Annotated in this window: 16 protein-coding genes and 2 pseudogenes; 14 read left to right on the top strand and 4 right to left on the bottom strand. The window is 41.3% G+C overall.

Annotation, left to right across the window (positions count from 1 at the left end):
• The 3 genes and pseudogenes from prfB to ftsX all read left to right on the top strand — a co-directional run.
• A pseudogene (gene prfB / locus AB5Y61_RS10235) lies at window positions 1–179 on the top strand (peptide chain release factor 2); the annotation flags it as partial.
• Between the two features lie 44 nt (window positions 180–223).
• Window positions 224–916, top strand: a complete 693-nt coding sequence (ftsE, locus tag AB5Y61_RS10230) for a cell division ATP-binding protein FtsE (RefSeq protein WP_368404077.1) — start codon at window positions 224–226, stop codon at window positions 914–916.
• Window positions 909–1,835, top strand: coding sequence for a permease-like cell division protein FtsX (ftsX, locus tag AB5Y61_RS10225; protein WP_049514653.1), 927 nt, complete (start codon window positions 909–911; stop codon window positions 1,833–1,835). Before ftsE ends, ftsX begins: the two co-directional genes overlap by 8 nt.
• Before the next feature lie 69 nt (window positions 1,836–1,904).
• Here the strand turns inward: ftsX and AB5Y61_RS10220 are convergent, their stop codons facing one another.
• Window positions 1,905–2,546, bottom strand: a complete 642-nt coding sequence (locus AB5Y61_RS10220) for an MBL fold metallo-hydrolase (RefSeq protein WP_368404076.1) — start codon at window positions 2,544–2,546, stop codon at window positions 1,905–1,907.
• 118 nt (window positions 2,547–2,664) lie between these two features.
• On the opposite strand from AB5Y61_RS10220, the gene AB5Y61_RS10215 reads away from it, so the two are divergent.
• The 9 genes from AB5Y61_RS10215 to AB5Y61_RS10175 all read left to right on the top strand — a co-directional run bounded on the left by AB5Y61_RS10215 (window position 2,665) and on the right by AB5Y61_RS10175 (window position 14,316).
• The gene (locus AB5Y61_RS10215; protein WP_368404075.1) at window positions 2,665–5,127 is read left to right on the top strand and encodes a bifunctional DnaQ family exonuclease/ATP-dependent helicase; all 2,463 of its coding nucleotides are present in this window, start codon (window positions 2,665–2,667) and stop codon (window positions 5,125–5,127) included.
• The gene (locus AB5Y61_RS10210) at window positions 5,124–6,104 is read left to right on the top strand and encodes a YeiH family protein (protein WP_368404074.1); all 981 of its coding nucleotides are present in this window, start codon (window positions 5,124–5,126) and stop codon (window positions 6,102–6,104) included. Before AB5Y61_RS10215 ends, AB5Y61_RS10210 begins: the two co-directional genes overlap by 4 nt.
• Window positions 6,105–6,137: 33 nt before the next feature.
• Window positions 6,138–7,367 (top strand): FtsW/RodA/SpoVE family cell cycle protein, encoded by a 1,230-nt coding sequence (locus AB5Y61_RS10205; protein WP_368404073.1) that lies wholly within the window; start codon window positions 6,138–6,140, stop codon window positions 7,365–7,367.
• 15 nt (window positions 7,368–7,382) lie between these two features.
• The gene (locus AB5Y61_RS10200) at window positions 7,383–7,934 is read left to right on the top strand and encodes a DJ-1 family glyoxalase III (protein WP_368404072.1); all 552 of its coding nucleotides are present in this window, start codon (window positions 7,383–7,385) and stop codon (window positions 7,932–7,934) included.
• A gap of 164 nt (window positions 7,935–8,098) precedes the next feature.
• Window positions 8,099–8,662: an HAD-IA family hydrolase gene (locus tag AB5Y61_RS10195; RefSeq protein ID WP_368404071.1), complete on the top strand. Its 564-nt coding sequence runs from the start codon at window positions 8,099–8,101 to the stop codon at window positions 8,660–8,662.
• A 12-nt stretch (window positions 8,663–8,674) separates the two neighbouring features.
• On the top strand, window positions 8,675–10,624 hold the full coding sequence (gene gyrB / locus AB5Y61_RS10190; protein WP_368404070.1) for a DNA topoisomerase (ATP-hydrolyzing) subunit B: 1,950 nt from the start codon (window positions 8,675–8,677) through the stop codon (window positions 10,622–10,624).
• Between the two features lie 86 nt (window positions 10,625–10,710).
• On the top strand, window positions 10,711–12,435 hold the full coding sequence (gene ezrA / locus AB5Y61_RS10185; protein WP_368404069.1) for a septation ring formation regulator EzrA: 1,725 nt from the start codon (window positions 10,711–10,713) through the stop codon (window positions 12,433–12,435).
• Between the two features lie 112 nt (window positions 12,436–12,547).
• Window positions 12,548–13,216, top strand: a complete 669-nt coding sequence (serB, locus tag AB5Y61_RS10180) for a phosphoserine phosphatase SerB (protein ID WP_368404068.1) — start codon at window positions 12,548–12,550, stop codon at window positions 13,214–13,216.
• On the top strand, window positions 13,201–14,316 hold the full coding sequence (locus AB5Y61_RS10175) for a glycerate kinase (RefSeq protein WP_368404067.1): 1,116 nt from the start codon (window positions 13,201–13,203) through the stop codon (window positions 14,314–14,316). The genes serB and AB5Y61_RS10175 overlap by 16 nt, the downstream gene beginning before the upstream one ends.
• A 43-nt stretch (window positions 14,317–14,359) precedes the next feature.
• On the opposite strand, the gene AB5Y61_RS10170 is transcribed toward AB5Y61_RS10175, so the two are convergent.
• Window positions 14,360–14,812: a DUF1694 domain-containing protein gene (locus AB5Y61_RS10170; protein ID WP_368404066.1), complete on the bottom strand. Its 453-nt coding sequence runs from the start codon at window positions 14,810–14,812 to the stop codon at window positions 14,360–14,362.
• A 210-nt stretch (window positions 14,813–15,022) separates the two neighbouring features.
• Here AB5Y61_RS10170 and eno point away from each other — a divergent pair, with 210 nt between their 5' ends.
• On the top strand, window positions 15,023–16,327 hold the full coding sequence (gene eno, locus AB5Y61_RS10165; RefSeq protein ID WP_003018962.1) for a surface-displayed alpha-enolase: 1,305 nt from the start codon (window positions 15,023–15,025) through the stop codon (window positions 16,325–16,327).
• Window positions 16,328–16,429: 102 nt separating this feature from the next.
• Here eno and AB5Y61_RS10160 read toward each other — a convergent pair whose 3' ends face one another.
• Complete coding sequence (locus tag AB5Y61_RS10160; RefSeq protein ID WP_049497454.1) at window positions 16,430–16,615, bottom strand: hypothetical protein; 186 nt, start codon at window positions 16,613–16,615, stop codon at window positions 16,430–16,432.
• A 95-nt stretch (window positions 16,616–16,710) separates the two neighbouring features.
• Window positions 16,711–17,721, bottom strand: a complete 1,011-nt coding sequence (locus AB5Y61_RS10155) for a lactonase family protein (protein ID WP_368404065.1) — start codon at window positions 17,719–17,721, stop codon at window positions 16,711–16,713.
• A gap of 165 nt (window positions 17,722–17,886) precedes the next feature.
• Here AB5Y61_RS10155 and AB5Y61_RS10150 point away from each other — a divergent pair.
• Window positions 17,887–18,022: pseudogene (locus AB5Y61_RS10150) on the top strand (AI-2E family transporter); the annotation flags it as partial.

Here is an 18,022-nt window from a genome sequence, read left to right as displayed (position 1 = left end):
CTCTTAAAGGGGATAAAAAAGAAATCACCTGGGGAAGTCAAATTCGCTCCTATGTCTTTACCCCTTATACCATGGTTAAGGACCACCGGACCAACTACGAAGTGGCGCAGGTGGACAAGGTAATGGATGGAGATATTGATGGCTTTATTGATGCCTATCTCAAATGGCGTCTCCAATAAGCTTGAGAGAATCACCCAGAAAAGAATGAAAGGAATTTCATTACATGTCAATGATTGAAATGAAAGATGTTGTCAAAAAGTATGACAACGGGACAACAGCCCTTCGCGGGGTAACGGTCTCAATTGAACCAGGAGAATTTGCCTACATTGTAGGACCTTCTGGTGCAGGGAAGTCGACCTTTATTCGACTCTTATATCGTGAAGTCAAACACGATAAAGGAAGCTTGAAAGTGGCTAATTTTGATTTGGATAAAATCAAAAAACGCGATGTTCCAATGTTGCGACGCAATGTAGGAGTGGTCTTTCAAGATTATAAATTGCTTCCAAAGAAAACCGTTTATGAAAACATTGCATACGCAATGCAGGTTATTGGGGAACGTCGTCGCAATATTAAAAAGCGTGTCATGGAAGTTTTGGATCTTGTTGGCTTGAAACACAAGGTCCGCTCATTCCCAAATGAATTGTCAGGGGGAGAGCAACAACGGATAGCGATTGCTCGGGCTATTGTCAACAACCCTAAAGTTCTAATTGCGGATGAACCAACTGGTAACTTGGACCCCGATAATTCATGGGAAATCATGAATCTTTTGGAGCGGATTAATCTGCAGGGGACCACAGTATTGATGGCGACCCACAATAGCCAGATTGTAAATACCTTACGTCACCGTGTCATCGCGATTGAGAATGGTCGTGTAGTGCGTGATGAAGCGGAAGGAGAGTACGGATACGATGATTAGAAGATTTTTCCGACACTTAATTGAATCGTTTAAAAGCTTGAAACGAAATGGTTGGATGACGATCGCAGCAGTCAGCTCGGTTATGATTACCCTTAGCTTGGTTGCTATTTTCGCCTCTGTTATTGCTAATACTATTAAGCTTTCAGATGATATTCAAAACAGTGTGCGGGTTGTAGTATACATGCGCAAAGATATTCAAGATCAGAGCGAGCAGATTGAACAAGAAGGTCAAACCGTGACCAATGAAAATTACCATAAGGTCTACGATGCTCTGACAGCCATGAAGCATGTCGACAAGGTTGATTTTTCTAGCAAGGAAGAACAGTATGATAAACTGATCAAAACGGCTGGGAACAACTGGAAGATTTTTGATGGAGATGCAAACCCCCTCTACGATGCCTATTATGTAGAGACGACAGCTCCAAAATATGTGAAGCAAGTCTCGGCAGATGCCAAGAAAATTGAAGGGGTCTCTGAAGTCAAAGATGGTGGGGTCGATACCCAACGCTTGTTTGCCCTTGGAACCTTTATTCGAAACTGGGGCTTGATCGGGGTCGCCTTATTGATCTTTATTGCAGTCTTTTTGATTTCAAATACTATTCGGATTACCATCATTTCACGTAGTCGTGAGATTAAGATCATGCGACTGGTAGGAGCAAAGAATGGTTATATTCGTGCACCGTTCCTTTTAGAAGGGGCTTGGATTGGTCTATTGGGAGCAGTGGTTCCATCAGCTTTGGTTTTCTACGTGTATAATGTTGTCTATACATCAATGAATAATAACTTGACAGACCAAAACTTGCATCTTTATAGTCCCCATCTTTTGGTACCGATTATGGTGGGTGGCTTGTTTGGATTGGGGATTTTGATTGGAGCGATCGGTTCGTCAATCTCCATGAGACGTTTTCTTAAGATATAATAAAAAAGCAAGTTCACACTTGCTTTTTTTGTATCTTTTATTAGGACAGGAAGGAGGATACATGATTCTTTAAGATTGTCTAAAGAAGGGATTGAACATCTTCTCGTGACCAATAGAAGTTTCAGGGCCATGACCGGGATAGACGGTATAGGAAGATGGAAGGGAAAAGAGTTCTTCCCTAATACTGCTAAGTAACTGTGCCGCGTTCCCTGTTGGAAGATCGGTCCGTCCAATGGTTTCGCGAAAAAGAGCATCACCGGATAGAACCAGGTGATCTTCAGGAAAGACGATGGAGACTCCTCCTGCAGAGTGGCCCGGTGTCTCTAGAACATAAAAGTGGAAATCAGCTATGTCGTAATCGGAGCGAATTTCATAAAGGAAGTCGGCCTCCTGACAGACTACATCTTCTAAATCCGCATGCCGATCCAAACCAGATAAATTATCGAGAGGAGAAGACAACCAACCGGCTTCTGCCGAATGGACATAGACTGGTGGGAAATGATACTTCTGACGGGCCTTTTCAAGACTCATAATGTGATCGTAGTGGGTATGGGTTAAAAGAATGGCTACAATTGGTTTTCCAATGCGATCTATTTGTTTTTGAATGGTCGCCCAGTCGCTACCTGGATCGACAAGAATAAGGGAGTGTTCATTTTCAAGGTAGTAGGTATTTTCATAAGCTACAGGATTTACAGTACGATAGATTTTCATAAGGACTCCTTTCTAGAATAGTGTATCAAATTGTCAGGAAAATAACAGGATTGAAGTCATCGATAAAGGAGAAAAAAATCTGCATAGCTGGCTCAAACGTGATATAATTTTAAGTGCTATGACAAGACAGAAACGGAAATACGCTATTGTGGATCTGGAGGCAACCAGTGCTGGGAGCAATGCTAAGATCATTCAGGTTGGGATCGTTATTATCGAGGATGGCCTAATTACCCAATCCTATGAAACAGATGTAAATCCCCATGAACGATTGGATGAGCACATCAAACAATTGACCGGACTAACAGATGCTCGCTTACGCAAAGCACCAGAGTTTGCACAAGTGGCAAAGGAAATTTTTGAATTAATAGAAGATGCCGTCTTTGTGGCCCATAATGTCAAATTTGATGCGAATTTATTGGCAGAAGCCCTCTTTTGGGAGGGATTTGAGTTAACGACCCCTCGGATTGATACGGTTGAATTGTCTCAAGTCTTTTACCCAACTCTAGAACGCTATAATTTGGGGGCGTTAGCATCTGAGCTCGGCATTGACTTGCACCATGCTCACTCCGCCTTGGCAGATGCCATGGCTACGGCCCAATTACTTTTGAAATTGAGAGAAAGAATTGTCGCATTTCCGAGAGGTTTTGTTGAAAATCTCTTATCGATGGCAGATTGTTTGATTTATGAATCGCGACTCTTAATCGAAGATGCGCTTGAAGACAGTACTCTCTTTTTACCCTCCCATTTGAAAGAAGTTCATGGACTCTATTTGCGAAAGCCACAGCAGTTCCTAAAAAGTTACCAGTTATCAGAGCAATTTGATTTCAATATGCAGTTATTAGGAATGGAAGCTTATCCGGAGCAACAACAGTTTGCCTCCTATGTGGAAGAAAGTTTGCAGTACTCCCTCCCAAGTTTTATCGAGGCGCCAACGGGAATTGGGAAGACCTATGCCTATCTGTTAACGCTTTTGGCCAAAACTTCTAAGCGCATTCTTGTGAGTGTTCCAACTAAAATTCTTCAGGATCAAATTATGAAGAAGGAAGGAAAGACCATCCAAGATCTTTTCCAAATTCCCTTTCATAGCCTGAAAAGTCCCAAAGATTACATCCAACTTGATAAATTTTATGAGACCTTACAGAGTGAGTCAGATAATGGGATGATCCGACGTTTTAAAATGCAATTGTTGGTTTGGCTGACCATGACAGAGACTGGAGAGTTGAGTGAAATCGGTCAGCTCTACCGTCATCTCCATTTTGTAGCTGATATTTGCCACGATGGTCAATTGTCGAAACGTTCACTATTTTATCAGGAAGATTTCTGGCGTCTCGGTCAAGAAAAAGTGAAAACTAGCCGGGTGATTCTGACCAATCATGCCTATCTCTTAACCCGTCTGGAAGATGATAAGAGTTTACTTCAAGAATCTGTTCTGGTAGTGGATGAAGCGCAAAAACTTTTCTTTGCTTTAGAGCAGTTTTCACAGAGAGAAGAAACCTTGCAATCTCTTCTTTTAAGCTTGCAACACGCCATCGAAGAGGAAAAAGATCTTCTGCAGCGACGATTGCTAGAGAGTATTCAATTTGAGTTAAATGCCTGCTCTAAAGAAGTTCAACAAGGGAAAACAGCTGTTTTATCAGATTCAACGGTAGCAAAAATACGACAGGATGTATCGGAGTTAAAAAACAAATCTTTAGAGAATCTAAAGGAATTGTTTGATGAACGTTACCAAATTTTTTGGTTAGACAAAGAAGTGGTTGAAAGCCACCAGAATCTTCGTCTCCATGGAGGAGTAGAGGATTTACTATCCTTTAAGGAGTTTGTACCTGAAGAAGTGCCGGCGCTCTTTGTATCAGCTACAATTGCGATCAGTCGCAAAGTGAACCTGCCTTCTTTGTTAGGATATGAGGAACAGCAACTTTATCAAGTGCCTACACAAGTCAAACAACACCAGGAATTGCTGGTGCCGACTGATTTTCCAGATGTGGTTTCTTTATCTCCAGCAGCCTATGCAGACGAGATTTGTCAGCTTGTTGAAAAACTCCTTCCTCTAAGAAAGCCCATTTTTCTTTTGTTTACTTCAAAAGAATTGTTACTGGAAACATCTAATGCATTGAAGGTTCCTCATTTGGCTCAGTATCGAAACGGTGATGCAGCTAATATTAAGCGCCGATTTGATCGAGGTGAAAGCTCTATTTTATTAGGAACGGGAAGCTTCTGGGAGGGAGTCGATTTTTCCCAACAAAAAGAAGTGATTCAAATCATCACGCGCCTTCCTTTTGACAATCCAAAAGATTATATGGTTCAAAAACTGAATAATCATTTAAGAGAGCAAGGAAAGAATCCATTTTATGACTATAGTTTGCCAGTTGCTATTTTGAGATTGAAACAAGCGATTGGAAGAACCAGTCGTACTCAAGATCAAGAATCTTTGGTGCTGTTATTAGATAATCGAGTGGTGACCAAACGATATGGAAAACAGATTTTAGATGGGCTAAAACAAGTCTTGCCTCTTCAGACAACTCTGAGGAGGCAACTAGTGGATCAAGCCTGGCTCTTTTTTGAGAGGAATATAGAAAAATGAAAACAAAAAGTTTAGGAGTTGCTATAGCTGCAGGATTTGCTCTTTGCGCTATGTTTTTAGGGAATATGTTTCCCATCATTGGATCAAGTGTTTTTGCCTTAATTTTAGGAATTGCCCTTAATGAATTTTTGGATTTACCAGAGAATTCACGACCAGGCTTGAACTGGTCCGGTAAGAAATTGTTGCAGTATTCGATTATCTTTATGGGATTTAGCTTGCCGATTGCGACGGTTGCCTCTACAGGTGTATCTTCTTTGAAGATTAGTCTGCCAACGATAACAGTTGCCTTTCTTGCAGCTGTCATCTTTGGGAAAGTCTTTCATCTGAAATCTCATCTACGGACCTTAATTGGTTTTGGTACGGCCATTTGTGGTGGATCAGCCATTGCAGCAGCAGCGCCGATCATTGAAGCTGATGAAGAAGAAATTGCCCTTTCAATGTCGACGATTTTCTTCTTCAATATTTTAGCAGTCTTTATCTTCCCATTATTGGGGCATTTATGGCATATGTCTAATTTTCATTTTGGACTCTGGTCAGGAACGGCCATTAACGATACGTCATCTGTTGTGGCTGCAGGTTTTTCATACAGCAAAGCTGCTGGTGAAATGGCAACAATTGTAAAATTATCAAGAGCTCTCATGATCGTACCGGTATGTCTTGGATTAATCGGTTTGAAATTGTATCGCACAAAACAACAAGGAATCCAAAAAGGGATGTTGAAAAAAATCGTACCTTGGTTCATCGTTTGGTTTATTGTTGCTTCAATTCTTTCTTCAATTGGGGTAGTTCCAAAAGTCGTTATTCCTTATCTAAAGGAAATTTCACAACTCTTTATGGCTATGGCCTTGGTTGGTATTGGTAGCAAAGTTTCTTGGAAACAATTTCGTTCAGCTGGAGCAACCCCATTATTGGTGGGCTTAATTGCCTGGTTCTGTGTAGCGGGTTCTAGTTTGATTCTGCAAATGTTACTCTATTAATCCATCATTGAATCTTTACAGAAAGGAACGTGAATGAAGAAAAATCATTTTTGGACAATCCACCTGGATTATTCGATCATTGGGATTGTCTTCACCCTACTTATGATTGGGATCTTATCCGTTTATGTGGCGGTTTCTCATGATTATCCCAAAATGGTTTGGCCTTTTTTGGGGCAGCAATTGGCTTGGATTGGTGTGGGATGTGTTATTTGCCTGATTGTAACGATTTTTAGTACGAAATTTCTTTGGAAAATCACACCCTTTCTTTATCTATTAGGTTTGGCCTTGATGGTTCTTCCTCTTGTTTTTTATAATCCCAACTTGGTGGCTTCGACTGGTGCTAAAAACTGGGTGGCTTATGGGAACATCACCTTATTTCAGCCTTCAGAATTTATGAAGATTTCCTTCATTCTGATGCTGTCACGTTCCATTGTCCGATTTTTTCAAAGAAATAAGGGACGTGAGCGATTGTTACGACAAGATTGGTTTTTGATTTTAGAGTTAATCATCTATACCATCCCAGTCTTTGCCTTATTGGCCCTCCAGCATGACTTGGGAACAGCCTTAGTATTCTTTGCCATCTTTGCAGGCTTAGTGCTTGTTTCGGGGGTTTCCTGGAAAATTATCTTGCCGGTCATTATAGTTCTAGCAGGTGGGTTAGCAGGCTTTCTTTTCCTTTTTCTATCTGAAGGCGGTCGGGCTTTTCTGCACCAGCAACTAGGAATGCCAACCTATCAAATCAATCGGATTTTGGCCTGGTTAAATCCTTTTGATTACGCACAAACAACCACCTACCAGCAGGCACAAGGACAGTTAGCAATAGCGAGTGGAGGACTTTTAGGCCTAGGATTCAATGTATCCAATTTACTGGTTCCTGTGCGAGAAAGTGATATGATCTTTACAGTAATAGCAGAAGATTTTGGTTTTGTTGGAGCTCTTGTGCTGTTGATTTTATATGTGACCCTGATTTACCGTATTTTAAAAATCTCCCTCCAGTCAAATAACCAATTTTACACCTATATTTCCATTGGATTTATTATGATGATGGTTTTTCACATTTTTGAAAATATCGGAGCGGTAACGGGCCTTCTCCCCTTGACGGGGATTCCTCTCCCCTTTATCTCACAAGGTGGGTCCTCTATTATTAGTAATCTGATTGGTATTGGTCTAGTTCTGTCCATATTCAACCAAAGTAGCAAAAAGAAAGACAGAAAAGAGCTAGTACCGATTCGTAAAAAAGTCGTTCTAAAAAGAGCGCAATAGAAAGAAGGTATACACATGAAAAAAGTAGCTACTATTTTAGCGAATGGGTTTGAAGAAATTGAAGCCTTAACAATTGTCGATGTTTTGAGACGTGCTGGGATCGACTGTGACTTGATTGGTATGGAAGAAACAGTCACAGGTTCTCACCAGATCACAGTTGAAGTTGACCGCTTGTGGAATGGAGACTTATCTGATTATGATGGGATTTTCTTACCCGGTGGAATGCCGGGAGCAGCGAATTTGAGGGATAATGAAGAATTGATTACAGCTCTTCAACAAGAAAGTGGCAAAGGGAAAACCATCTCTGCGATTTGTGCAGCGCCAATTGTCTTGGCTCGCGCTGGCCTCTTAAAAGATAAAAACTATACGTGTTACGATGGTTTTGAAGAAGAGATTCAAGATGGACACTATCAGAAAGAAACTGTAGTAACAGATGGAAATCTCATCACCAGTCGCGGACCTTCAACTGCGCTAGCCTTAGCTTATACCTTGGTGGATCATTTTGGAGGAGATGCCCAAAGCCTTCGTCATGGAATGCTCTATCAAGACGTCTTTGGAGATGCCTAAAAGGGTTCTTTTGAACACCATTTTTCTGCTGAAAGATAACATTTTATGACAGAAAAAGCCCTCTCTTTGATTTGAAACAAAATGACTTTAAAAACTGGCTAAAATCCCCCCTAAATGAGGGTTTTAGCTTATTTTTTTTGTTCATTTATGGTATAATATTGACTATGAATTATCATGATTTTATATGGGATCTTGGTGGAACGCTCTTGGATAATTATGAAACGTCAACAAAAGCCTTTGTTGCGACATTGAAGAATTTTCACATTCAAGCCGATCATGATTCTGTTTATGCAGCATTAAAAATCTCAACTCAGGATGCAATTCAAACCTTTGCACCTCAGATTCCTAATTTTCGTACGGAGTACAAGAAAAAAGAAGCTTTGGGCTTGCAAGAGCCGGTCTTATTTGAGGGAGCAAAAGAGTTACTAGAAGAGATCCAATCACATGGAGGACGGCATTTTTTGGTGTCTCATCGAGATCGCCAAGTTTTGACCCTTATTGATCAGACGGGCATTGCTCCCTTCTTTACTGAGATTGTCACAGCAGATGATGGCTTTCCTCGTAAGCCTGATCCATCTTCTATGCTGTATTTGAAGGATAAATACAAGATTCAAAAAGGTTTAGTGATTGGAGATCGTCCGATTGATATTGTAGCTGGTCAAGCAGCTGGCTTAACAACCTATTTATTCGACTCTATGCCACACCTACACCAGTTTATTTTTGAATAGAAAAGGGAAATTATGACAGAGGATAAACAACAAGAAATGCAAGCACAAGAATATGATGCCAGTCAGATTCAGGTCTTGGAAGGACTAGAAGCTGTTCGAATGCGTCCTGGGATGTATATTGGATCCACCTCAAAAGAAGGTCTTCATCACCTAGTCTGGGAGATCGTGGATAACTCAATTGATGAAGCCTTAGCCGGTTTTGCCAGCCATATTGAAGTTTTCATTGAAGCAGATAATTCGATCACGGTTGTCGATGATGGTCGTGGGATCCCAGTGGATATCCAAGAAAAGACAGGTCGCCCTGCCGTTGAAACCGTCTTTACTGTCCTTCACGCCGGAGGAAAATTCGGCGGGGGTGGATACAAGGTTTCTGGTGGTCTTCACGGGGTAGGATCTTCCGTAGTAAATGCCCTCTCCACATCCCTCGACGTTCGTGTCTATAAAAATGGCAGTATCCATTACCAAGAATATCGACGCGGACATGTTGTAGATGATTTAAAGATCATTGGGGAAACAGACCGCACAGGAACAACCGTTCACTTTATTCCAGATCCAGAAATCTTCACGGAAACGACCGAGTATGATTTTGAAAAATTGAACAAACGGATTCAAGAATTAGCCTTTCTAAATCGTGGTTTGCGTATTTCCTTAACGGATAAGCGAGAAGGCTTGGAGCAAGAAAAGCATTACCACTACGAAGGTGGGATTTCTAGTTACGTTGAATACATCAATGAAAACAAGGATGTCATTTTTGAAACTCCGATCTACACAGATGGGGAAATGGATGATATTACGGTTGAAGTAGCCATGCAATATACCACTGGCTACCATGAGACGGTCATGAGTTTTGCCAATAACATCCATACCCATGAAGGTGGTACCCACGAGCAAGGTTTCCGTACAGCTCTCACTCGTGTCATCAATGATTACGCTAAGAAAAATAAACTCTTAAAAGAAAACGAAGACAATCTAACTGGAGAAGATGTTCGAGAAGGCTTAACAGCAGTTATCTCAGTTAAACATCCAAATCCACAGTTTGAAGGACAAACCAAGACCAAACTTGGAAATTCAGAAGTTGTTAAAATTACCAATCGACTCTTTAGTGATGCCTTTTCTGATTTCCTTTTGGAAAATCCGCAAATTGCTAAGAAAATCGTCGAAAAAGGGATTTTAGCGGCGAAAGCTCGTGTAGCTGCTAAGCGGGCACGGGAGGTGACCCGTAAGAAATCAGGGCTTGAGATTTCCAACCTACCTGGTAAATTGGCAGATTGCTCTTCAAATAATCCACAAGAAACAGAACTCTTTATCGTCGAAGGGGATTCAGCCGGTGGATCTGCAAAATCTGGTCGAAATCGGGAATTCCAAGCGATTTTACCAATCCGTGGTAAGATCTTGAACGTTGAAAAAGCAAGTATGGATAAAATTCTAGCCAATGAAGAGATCCGTAGTTTATTTACTGCTATGGGAACTGGATTTGGTGCAGAATTTGATGTTACAAAAGCGCGTTATCAAAAATTAGTCATCATGACCGATGCCGATGTCGATGGCGCTCATATCCGAACCCTTCTATTGACCTTGATCTATCGCTATATGAAACCAGTCTTGGAAGCGGGATATGTTTATATTGCGCAACCACCAATCTATGGGGTCAAAGTCGGTAGTGAAATCAAAGAATATATCCAACCTGGTGCCAACCAAGAAGCCGAATTAGCTGCAGCTTTGGAACGCTATTCAGAAGGTCGCTCAAAACCAACCATCCAACGTTATAAAGGGCTTGGAGAAATGGATGATCACCAATTATGGGAAACAACCATGAATCCAGAACACCGCTTGATGGCACGGGTATCAGTAGACGATGCTGCGGAAGCTGATAAGATATTTGATATGTTGATGGGGGATCGGGTGGAACCGCGTCGTGAATTCATCGAAGAAAATGCTGAATATAGTACACTCGATGTATAAAATTTACTGAACGCTTCCCATTAATGGATATTTTATGGTATAATGACAAGGATTACGTGCAAGTAATACGATGAAGGAGTTTTTATATGTCTAGTGGACTAATTGCTCTCATCTTTGTTGTAGCCCTTATCTTGATTGTCGGATATGTGGTTGCAGTAATTTTGAGAAAACGAAATGAAGCCTTACTGGCAGCACTGGAAGAACGAAAAGAAAGATTATACAACCTTCCAGTCAACGATGAAGTAGAGGCTGTAAAAAACATGCATTTGATTGGTCAAAGTCAAATTGCATTTCGTGAATGGAATCAAAAATGGGTAGATTTATCCTTGAATTCATTTGCTGATATCGAAAACAATCTCTTTGAAGCGGAAGGCTATAATAATTCTTTCCGTTTCATGAAGGCCAAACAAGCCATTGACAATATCGAAAGTCAGATCCAATTGATCGACGAAGATATCAAGGCGATTCGCAAAGCCCTTTCTGATCTTGAAGAGCAGGAACAAAAGAATAGCGGTCGTGTAGTTCATGCCTTAGATATGTTCGAGGAACTTCAAAAAGAAGTTACTTCGGACCCAGAACGTTATGGTAGTGCTCTTCCTGAAATTGAAAAACAAATTGGAAATATCCAAGCTGAGTTTTCACAATTTGTAACCTTGAATTCTTCAGGTGACCCTGTTGAAGCGGCTGAAATCCTAGACACAGCTGAGAATCATATCGTAGCCTTAAAACAAATTGTTGAACGAGTGCCAGAAATTGTCACTGCCCTTCAGTCAAAACTTCCAGATCAATTGGAGGATTTAGAAAGTGGCTACCGCAAGCTTTTGGAATCTGGCTACCACTTCACTGAAACTGATATTGAATCCCGTTTCCAACAGTTGCATGCTTCCTTGAAGAACAATATGGCCAATGTATCTGCCCTTGAATTGGACAATGCCATTTATGAAAATGAACAAATTCAGGAAGAAATTGATTCTTTGTATCACATCTTTACACGTGAAATTGAATCACAAAAAGTTGTGAAGAAGTTAGTGAAACAACTGCCTGGCTATTTGAAACACGCAAAAGATAATAACAGCAACCTTGCGACAGAAGTGGAACGTCTTGGTAAAACATTTGTCTTGAATGAAGGCTTCAGCCAACAGTTAAAAGAGTTGGAAGCTGAGCTATCTTCACAAGAAAATGTGGTAGAAGATGCCTTGAAAGATTCATCTGAAACACAAAAAGCTTATTCTATCGTAGAAGAAGAGTTAGAAGCTATTGAGGCTCGCTTGAAAGAAATCGAAGATGAGCAAATCAGCTTAAGTGATTCCCTTTCAAAAATTGAAAAAGACGATGCCAATGCTCGCCAAAAAGTCAACATCTATGCCAACCGTTTGCATGCTATTAAACGCTATATGGACAAGCGCAACTTGCCAGGAATCCCTCAAGAATTCTTGGAATTATTCTTCACAGCAAGCAACAATACAGAGGCTTTGATGGATGAGTTGGAAGGGGATAAAATCAACATCGAATCAACCAATCGTTTGTTGGAAATTTTAACTAACGACATGAATGAATTGGAAGAAGCAACTTATCGTATTGTGCAAAATGCGACTTTAACAGAGCAGCTGTTGCAATACTCAAATCGCTATCGTTCCTTTGATGATCATGTGCAGGCAGCCTTTGACGAGTCACTCTATATTTTCGAAAGAGAATACGACTATGCAGCTTCCTTCAAAGTCATCTCAGATGCTTTGGAAATGGTAGAAGCTGGTGTAACCGATCGCTTTGTTACTTCCTATGAAAAAACCCGGGAGCAAATTCGCTTCTAATAACAGAAAAATGACCTATTAGAAGGTCATTTTTTTATCTTCAAATCATCATTGAAACTTGAAATTTAAACCCTATTTTTGTATAGTAAGGGAGAAATAAGAAAGGAAAGCGATGAAAGAAGTAACAGGTCTCCTCCTTATGGATGTAGATGGAACTTTGATCCAACAAGAAGGAATTGATTTACTAGCTCAAGAAGCTGGCGTGGGACAAAAAGTAGCAGAGATCACGGCACAAGCAATGAATGGCGAGCTGGATTTTTCAGCATCTTTAGAGGCGCGTGTTGCTTTATTGAAGGGATTAGAGACCTCTATCTTTCCGAAAATTTTGGAGCAGATTGAAGTAACGCCGGGTGCTGAAAGCTTAATCACGGAACTTCATCAAAGGGGTTACAAGATTGGTCTTGTTTCAGGGGGATTTCATGAAGTTATCGATCCCATCGCTCAGTCCTTAGGAATTGATCTGGTTCGTGCTAATCGTTTGCAGACTTTTGATGGCCGTCTGACAGGGAAAGTGCTCGGAGAGATTGTGACACCTGAAAGAAAAAAAGACTCCCTCCTGACATGGGCGAGAGAAAATCATATTCCACGAAGTCAGACGATTGCTATGGGAGATGGTGCCAATGATATTCCCATGATTGAAACAGCCGGAATCGGGATTGCCTTTATGGCAAAGCCAATTGTATCTGCACAAACCCCTTACCGAATTGAGAAAAGAGATTTGAGATTGGTGTTGGACATTATTGATAGGCACAGAAAGGAAAGAGCATGCATATCCTACTAGCACCGGATTCATTTAAAGAATCCTTATCCGCCATACAAGTAGCAGAAGCCTTAAAAAAAGGATTTCAAGAGGCTCTACCAGATGTAACTTTTGACCTCCTTCCCATAGGGGATGGTGGCGAAGGAACCATGGATACACTTGCTGTCGTTCTAAATTTAACCAAGAAGCATACTCAGGTAACAGGACCATTTGGGAAGCCTGTTTCAATGGCTTACTACCAAAAAGATGAGATGGCATTTTTTGAGATGGCCTCTCTTGTTGGCTTAGGCTCTATCCCAGCTGAAAAACGCAATCCACTAGAACTAGAGACACGAGGAATTGGTGAACTGATTTTGCAATTGGTTGACCAAGGGGTTACAACGATCTGTGTGGGAATTGGTGGTTCAGCGACCAATGATGGTGGGATTGGGATGGCAGCCGGACTAGGGGTAGCCTTCTATGATGATCAAGGCCATCTGCTTCGTCCTGTAGGAGCCTCGATCGGTCGTGTGGCTAGAATAGATACCAGTGCGGTTCCAAAAGCTATACAAGGCATCGAGCTCCAAGTCTTAACGGATGTCACCAATCCTCTCTGTGGCAGTCAAGGAGCAACCTATATCTTTGGTGGGCAAAAGGGATTAAATCCCCTTCTGTTTCCAGCTGTCGACCAGGCTATGGAGGATTTTTATCAGCTAGTTGATCCACGAATCTTGTCTATAGCTGGCGCTGGCGCTGGAGGTGGCATGGCAGCAGGCTTGGTCGCTTTTGCGGGAGGTCAGATTTCCTCAGGAATTGAGAAAAGTTTGGATCTAATCGACTTCGATCGTAAGGTTCAAAAAGCGGATCTGGTCGTGGTCGGGGAAGGTAGGATGGATCTCCAATCTCTTTCTGGTAAGGCACCTGTCGGGGTAGCCAAACGAACACCAGAGAAGATCCCAGTGCTTGCTATTTGTGGTAGCTTAGCGGAGGATTTGCCTGCTTTCCCAAGTCATCATATTGAGGCTGCTTTCTCTATCGTACCTGGTCCTTGTGAGGTAGCAGATGCGCTCGCTCATGCTGAAAGGAATCTGATTTCCTGCGCTCGAAATATTGGGAACCTTTTGAAAATGAAAGCAAACTAAAAAACCAATTGAGAAGGAAATTCCTTTTCAATTGGTTCTTTCTTTAGCCAAAGAGGCGTTTCCAAAATGATTTCTTTTCTGTACTAGCAGTCTCTTCTTTCTTTTCAAATAAATTTGGATACTGGAGATTCATGTCTGTTGGTGAAATTCCAGATGGATGATCCGTATGGATGATGAGACCAAAGGGAGAATGGCGACAGTCATCCGAAACGATGCTTGCTACAAGACCAAGATCCTTGGTTTTTTTCAAATATTGTAGCTGGCTGCTTTCATCTAAAACTGGGGAGATCTTGACCAAAACAGGATGAAAGCGATCTGAAATATCAGTGAGGATTGTCGAATACTGCTCCAGGTACATCTTGTCCCTTGCCTCCTTCAAGGTGCATGAAGCAATCACCCGCTCCTCATAAGTCTCCAAAAATCGACGCTGCTCATCCGGATTGAACCGAGTAGGCCCTGCAGCTTTTTCCATAATAGTTTTATTAATATCTGTCATAAGCATAGTATAGCATAAAGCGAAGCGGAAGAGTAGAGGAATGCTAAAAAATTAAATATGATGGGAAAATAGAAGAAAAAAGAAACTGGAACCGTTTTCTTGTTAAAAACTTCTCAATTTTCGTAGATTTCCTTGTTTTTTCTTGAAAAAATAGCCTATTTACGATATGATAGAGGAGTAAAAAATATAACTCAATAAGGAGAGTAAGAAATGTCAATTATTACTGATGTTTACGCTCGCGAAGTCCTAGACTCACGCGGTAACCCAACACTTGAAGTAGAAGTGTATACTGAATCAGGTGCTTTCGGACGTGGTATGGTTCCATCAGGAGCTTCTACTGGTGAACACGAAGCAGTAGAACTTCGCGACGGTGACAAATCTCGTTACGGTGGTCTTGGAACTCAAAAAGCTGTTGACAATGTAAACAACATCATTGCTGAAGCTATCATCGGTTACGATGTACGTGATCAACAAGCTATTGACCGTGCAATGATCGCTCTTGACGGTACTCCTAACAAAGGTAAATTGGGAGCAAACGCAATCCTTGGTGTGTCTATCGCTGTAGCTCGTGCTGCTGCTGACTACCTTGAAATCCCACTTTACAGCTACCTTGGTGGATTCAACACTAAAGTTCTTCCAACTCCAATGATGAACATCATCAATGGTGGATCTCACTCAGATGCTCCAATCGCTTTCCAAGAATTCATGATCGTACCTGCTGGTGCACCTACATTCAAAGAAGCTCTTCGTTGGGGTGCTGAAATCTTCCACGCACTTAAGAAAATCCTTAAAGGTCGTGGTCTTGAAACAGCCGTTGGTGACGAAGGTGGATTCGCTCCTCGTTTCGACGGAACTGAAGATGGTGTAGAAACTATCATCGCTGCTATCGAAGCTGCTGGTTATGTTCCAGGTAAAGACGTATTTATCGGATTTGACTGTGCATCATCAGAATTCTACGATAAAGAACGCAAAGTTTACGATTACACTAAATTCGAAGGTGAAGGAGCTGCTGTCCGCACTGCTGCTGAACAAATCGACTACCTTGAAGAATTGGTAAACAAATACCCAATCATTACTATCGAAGATGGTATGGACGAAAACGACTGGGACGGTTGGAAAGCTCTTACTGAACGTCTTGGTGGTAAAGTTCAATTGGTTGGTGACGACTTCTTCGTAACAAACACTTCTTACCTTGAAAAAGGTATCGAAGAAGGTGCTGCTAACTCAATCCTTATCAAAGTTAACCAAATCGGTACTCTTACTGAAACATTCGACGCTATCGAAATGGCGAAAGAAGCTGGTTACACTGCCGTTGTATCACACCGTTCAGGTGAAACTGAAGATTCAACAATCGCTGATATCGCAGTTGCAACAAACGCTGGACAAATCAAGACTGGTTCACTTTCACGTACAGACCGTATCGCTAAATACAACCAATTGCTTCGTATCGAAGATCAACTTGGTGAAGTAGCTGAATACCGTGGATTGAAATCATTCTACAACCTTAAGAAATAATCTAGTTTACTAGACTAAAAAGATCCTTGAGTTTTCTCAAGGATCTTTTTGTTATCAAGCCAAACAAAAACTCCTCAACTACAGCGTTGAGGAGTAGTGTTATTAGAACAAGCCTTTGATTTTGTCCAAGGCACCGCTGACCATTTCATTTCCAGAAACAAGCCCTTTAGCTTGTTCAAGGTAGTCACCGAGGTTGTCTTTGTTGTCTTCAACAAATTTCTTTGCAGCGTCGAAATCTTTCTTTTCGATCATTTCTTTTACTTGGTTAAATAAGTCCATTGGATTCATGCTTGGATCTCCTAAAATATAAGTTATGAAATGAGGCTCGCGCCTTTTTCTCATTTATTTAATCATTTTTTTAGAGCTTTGACAACTAAAACGACTTAATGGAAAACCGTACAAACGGCCTCTGGGACATAGAAGTCGTGGGATAGGAGGGTTAATTTTCCACTAGCTAGATCTCGCTTGAAAACAGTAGCATTTGGTGAATCTTGATGGGCTGCGATGAGGTAGTTTTGATCTGGACTAATAGTGAAATCACGTGGATTGAGCCCTTGGCTTGGAACAATTTCAATGAGTTCTAAGCTGCCATCTGCTACAACTTTAAATACAGCGATAGAATTGTGAGCACGGTTAGATGCATAGAGGAATTTTCCATCAGCTGAGAGCTTGATCGCAGAAGCCCATTTTTGACCATCGTAGTCTGATGGAAGTGTGGAAACGGTTTGGAAGTGTTCGAATTCACCCACACCGTCATAAAAGAGGACGTCGATTGTGGCATTTAATTCATTGATGAGATAAGCAGTCTTGTAGTGGGGATGAAAGACAAGGTGACGAGGTCCTGCACCTGGAGCTGTTTGGTACTGATTGATCAGGGTAAGTTTTCCTTCCTCACTGACATCATAGACATGCAAACTGTCTGTTCCTAGGTCACACGTGATTAGGTACTGATCTGGCGTAAGGTCTGCATAGTGGGCATGCGGACTTGCTTGATTGGCGTGGGGACCACTTCCTTGGTGAGTGTCCTCATCGACAAAGGACAAACGCCCATCTGCCTCTATCTTGTATACGAGAACTTGCCCTTTGTGATAGTTAGCTCCATAGACTAGTTGACGGTTTTCATCGACAGAGACATAGCAGAGTGGAGCCCCTTCTTCGATAACGTGATTGAGCGGCTGAAAATCGGCTGTAAAACTAGCGATTCCCCCTTTTCCATCTTCAGCTCCGACACTATAAAGATTGCCTTTTTTAGAAAAAGCGATATAGGTTGGATTGGGCTCAGCTACCACTAGTTCAAGATCGCTCAATGCGCCTGTTTCAGGGTCGAATTGTGCCTTGTAAATTCCTTTGGATTCTTTTTTGGTATAGGTACCGAAATAAATAGATTGAGACATAGGTCACCTCGTAAGATTTGTTAGGTTTATTATATCAAAGGTCCTATTGGAAGGCAATTGCTAGTTGAAGAAGGGAATGGTCTTTCTGATTTTACTAGTTTTTTCGTAACTTCACGCTCAAAAAATGCTAAAATAGATACATGTTGAAATGAAAAGGAGTTTTCCGTGGATAATAAAGAAAAACAGTTTAGTATGTCCTGGTTTTTTAGATGGTTTTTAGACAACAAGGCTATTACCGTATTTTTAGTTACCTTGCTCTTGGGTCTGAACCTCTTGGTCTTGAGTAAGATCACCTTTATTT

This window comes from Streptococcus parasanguinis, from assembly GCF_040908565.1.
GTDB classification, from domain to species: domain Bacteria; phylum Bacillota; class Bacilli; order Lactobacillales; family Streptococcaceae; genus Streptococcus; species Streptococcus parasanguinis_AC.
This window is presented reverse-complemented; position numbering and strand designations above follow the sequence as displayed.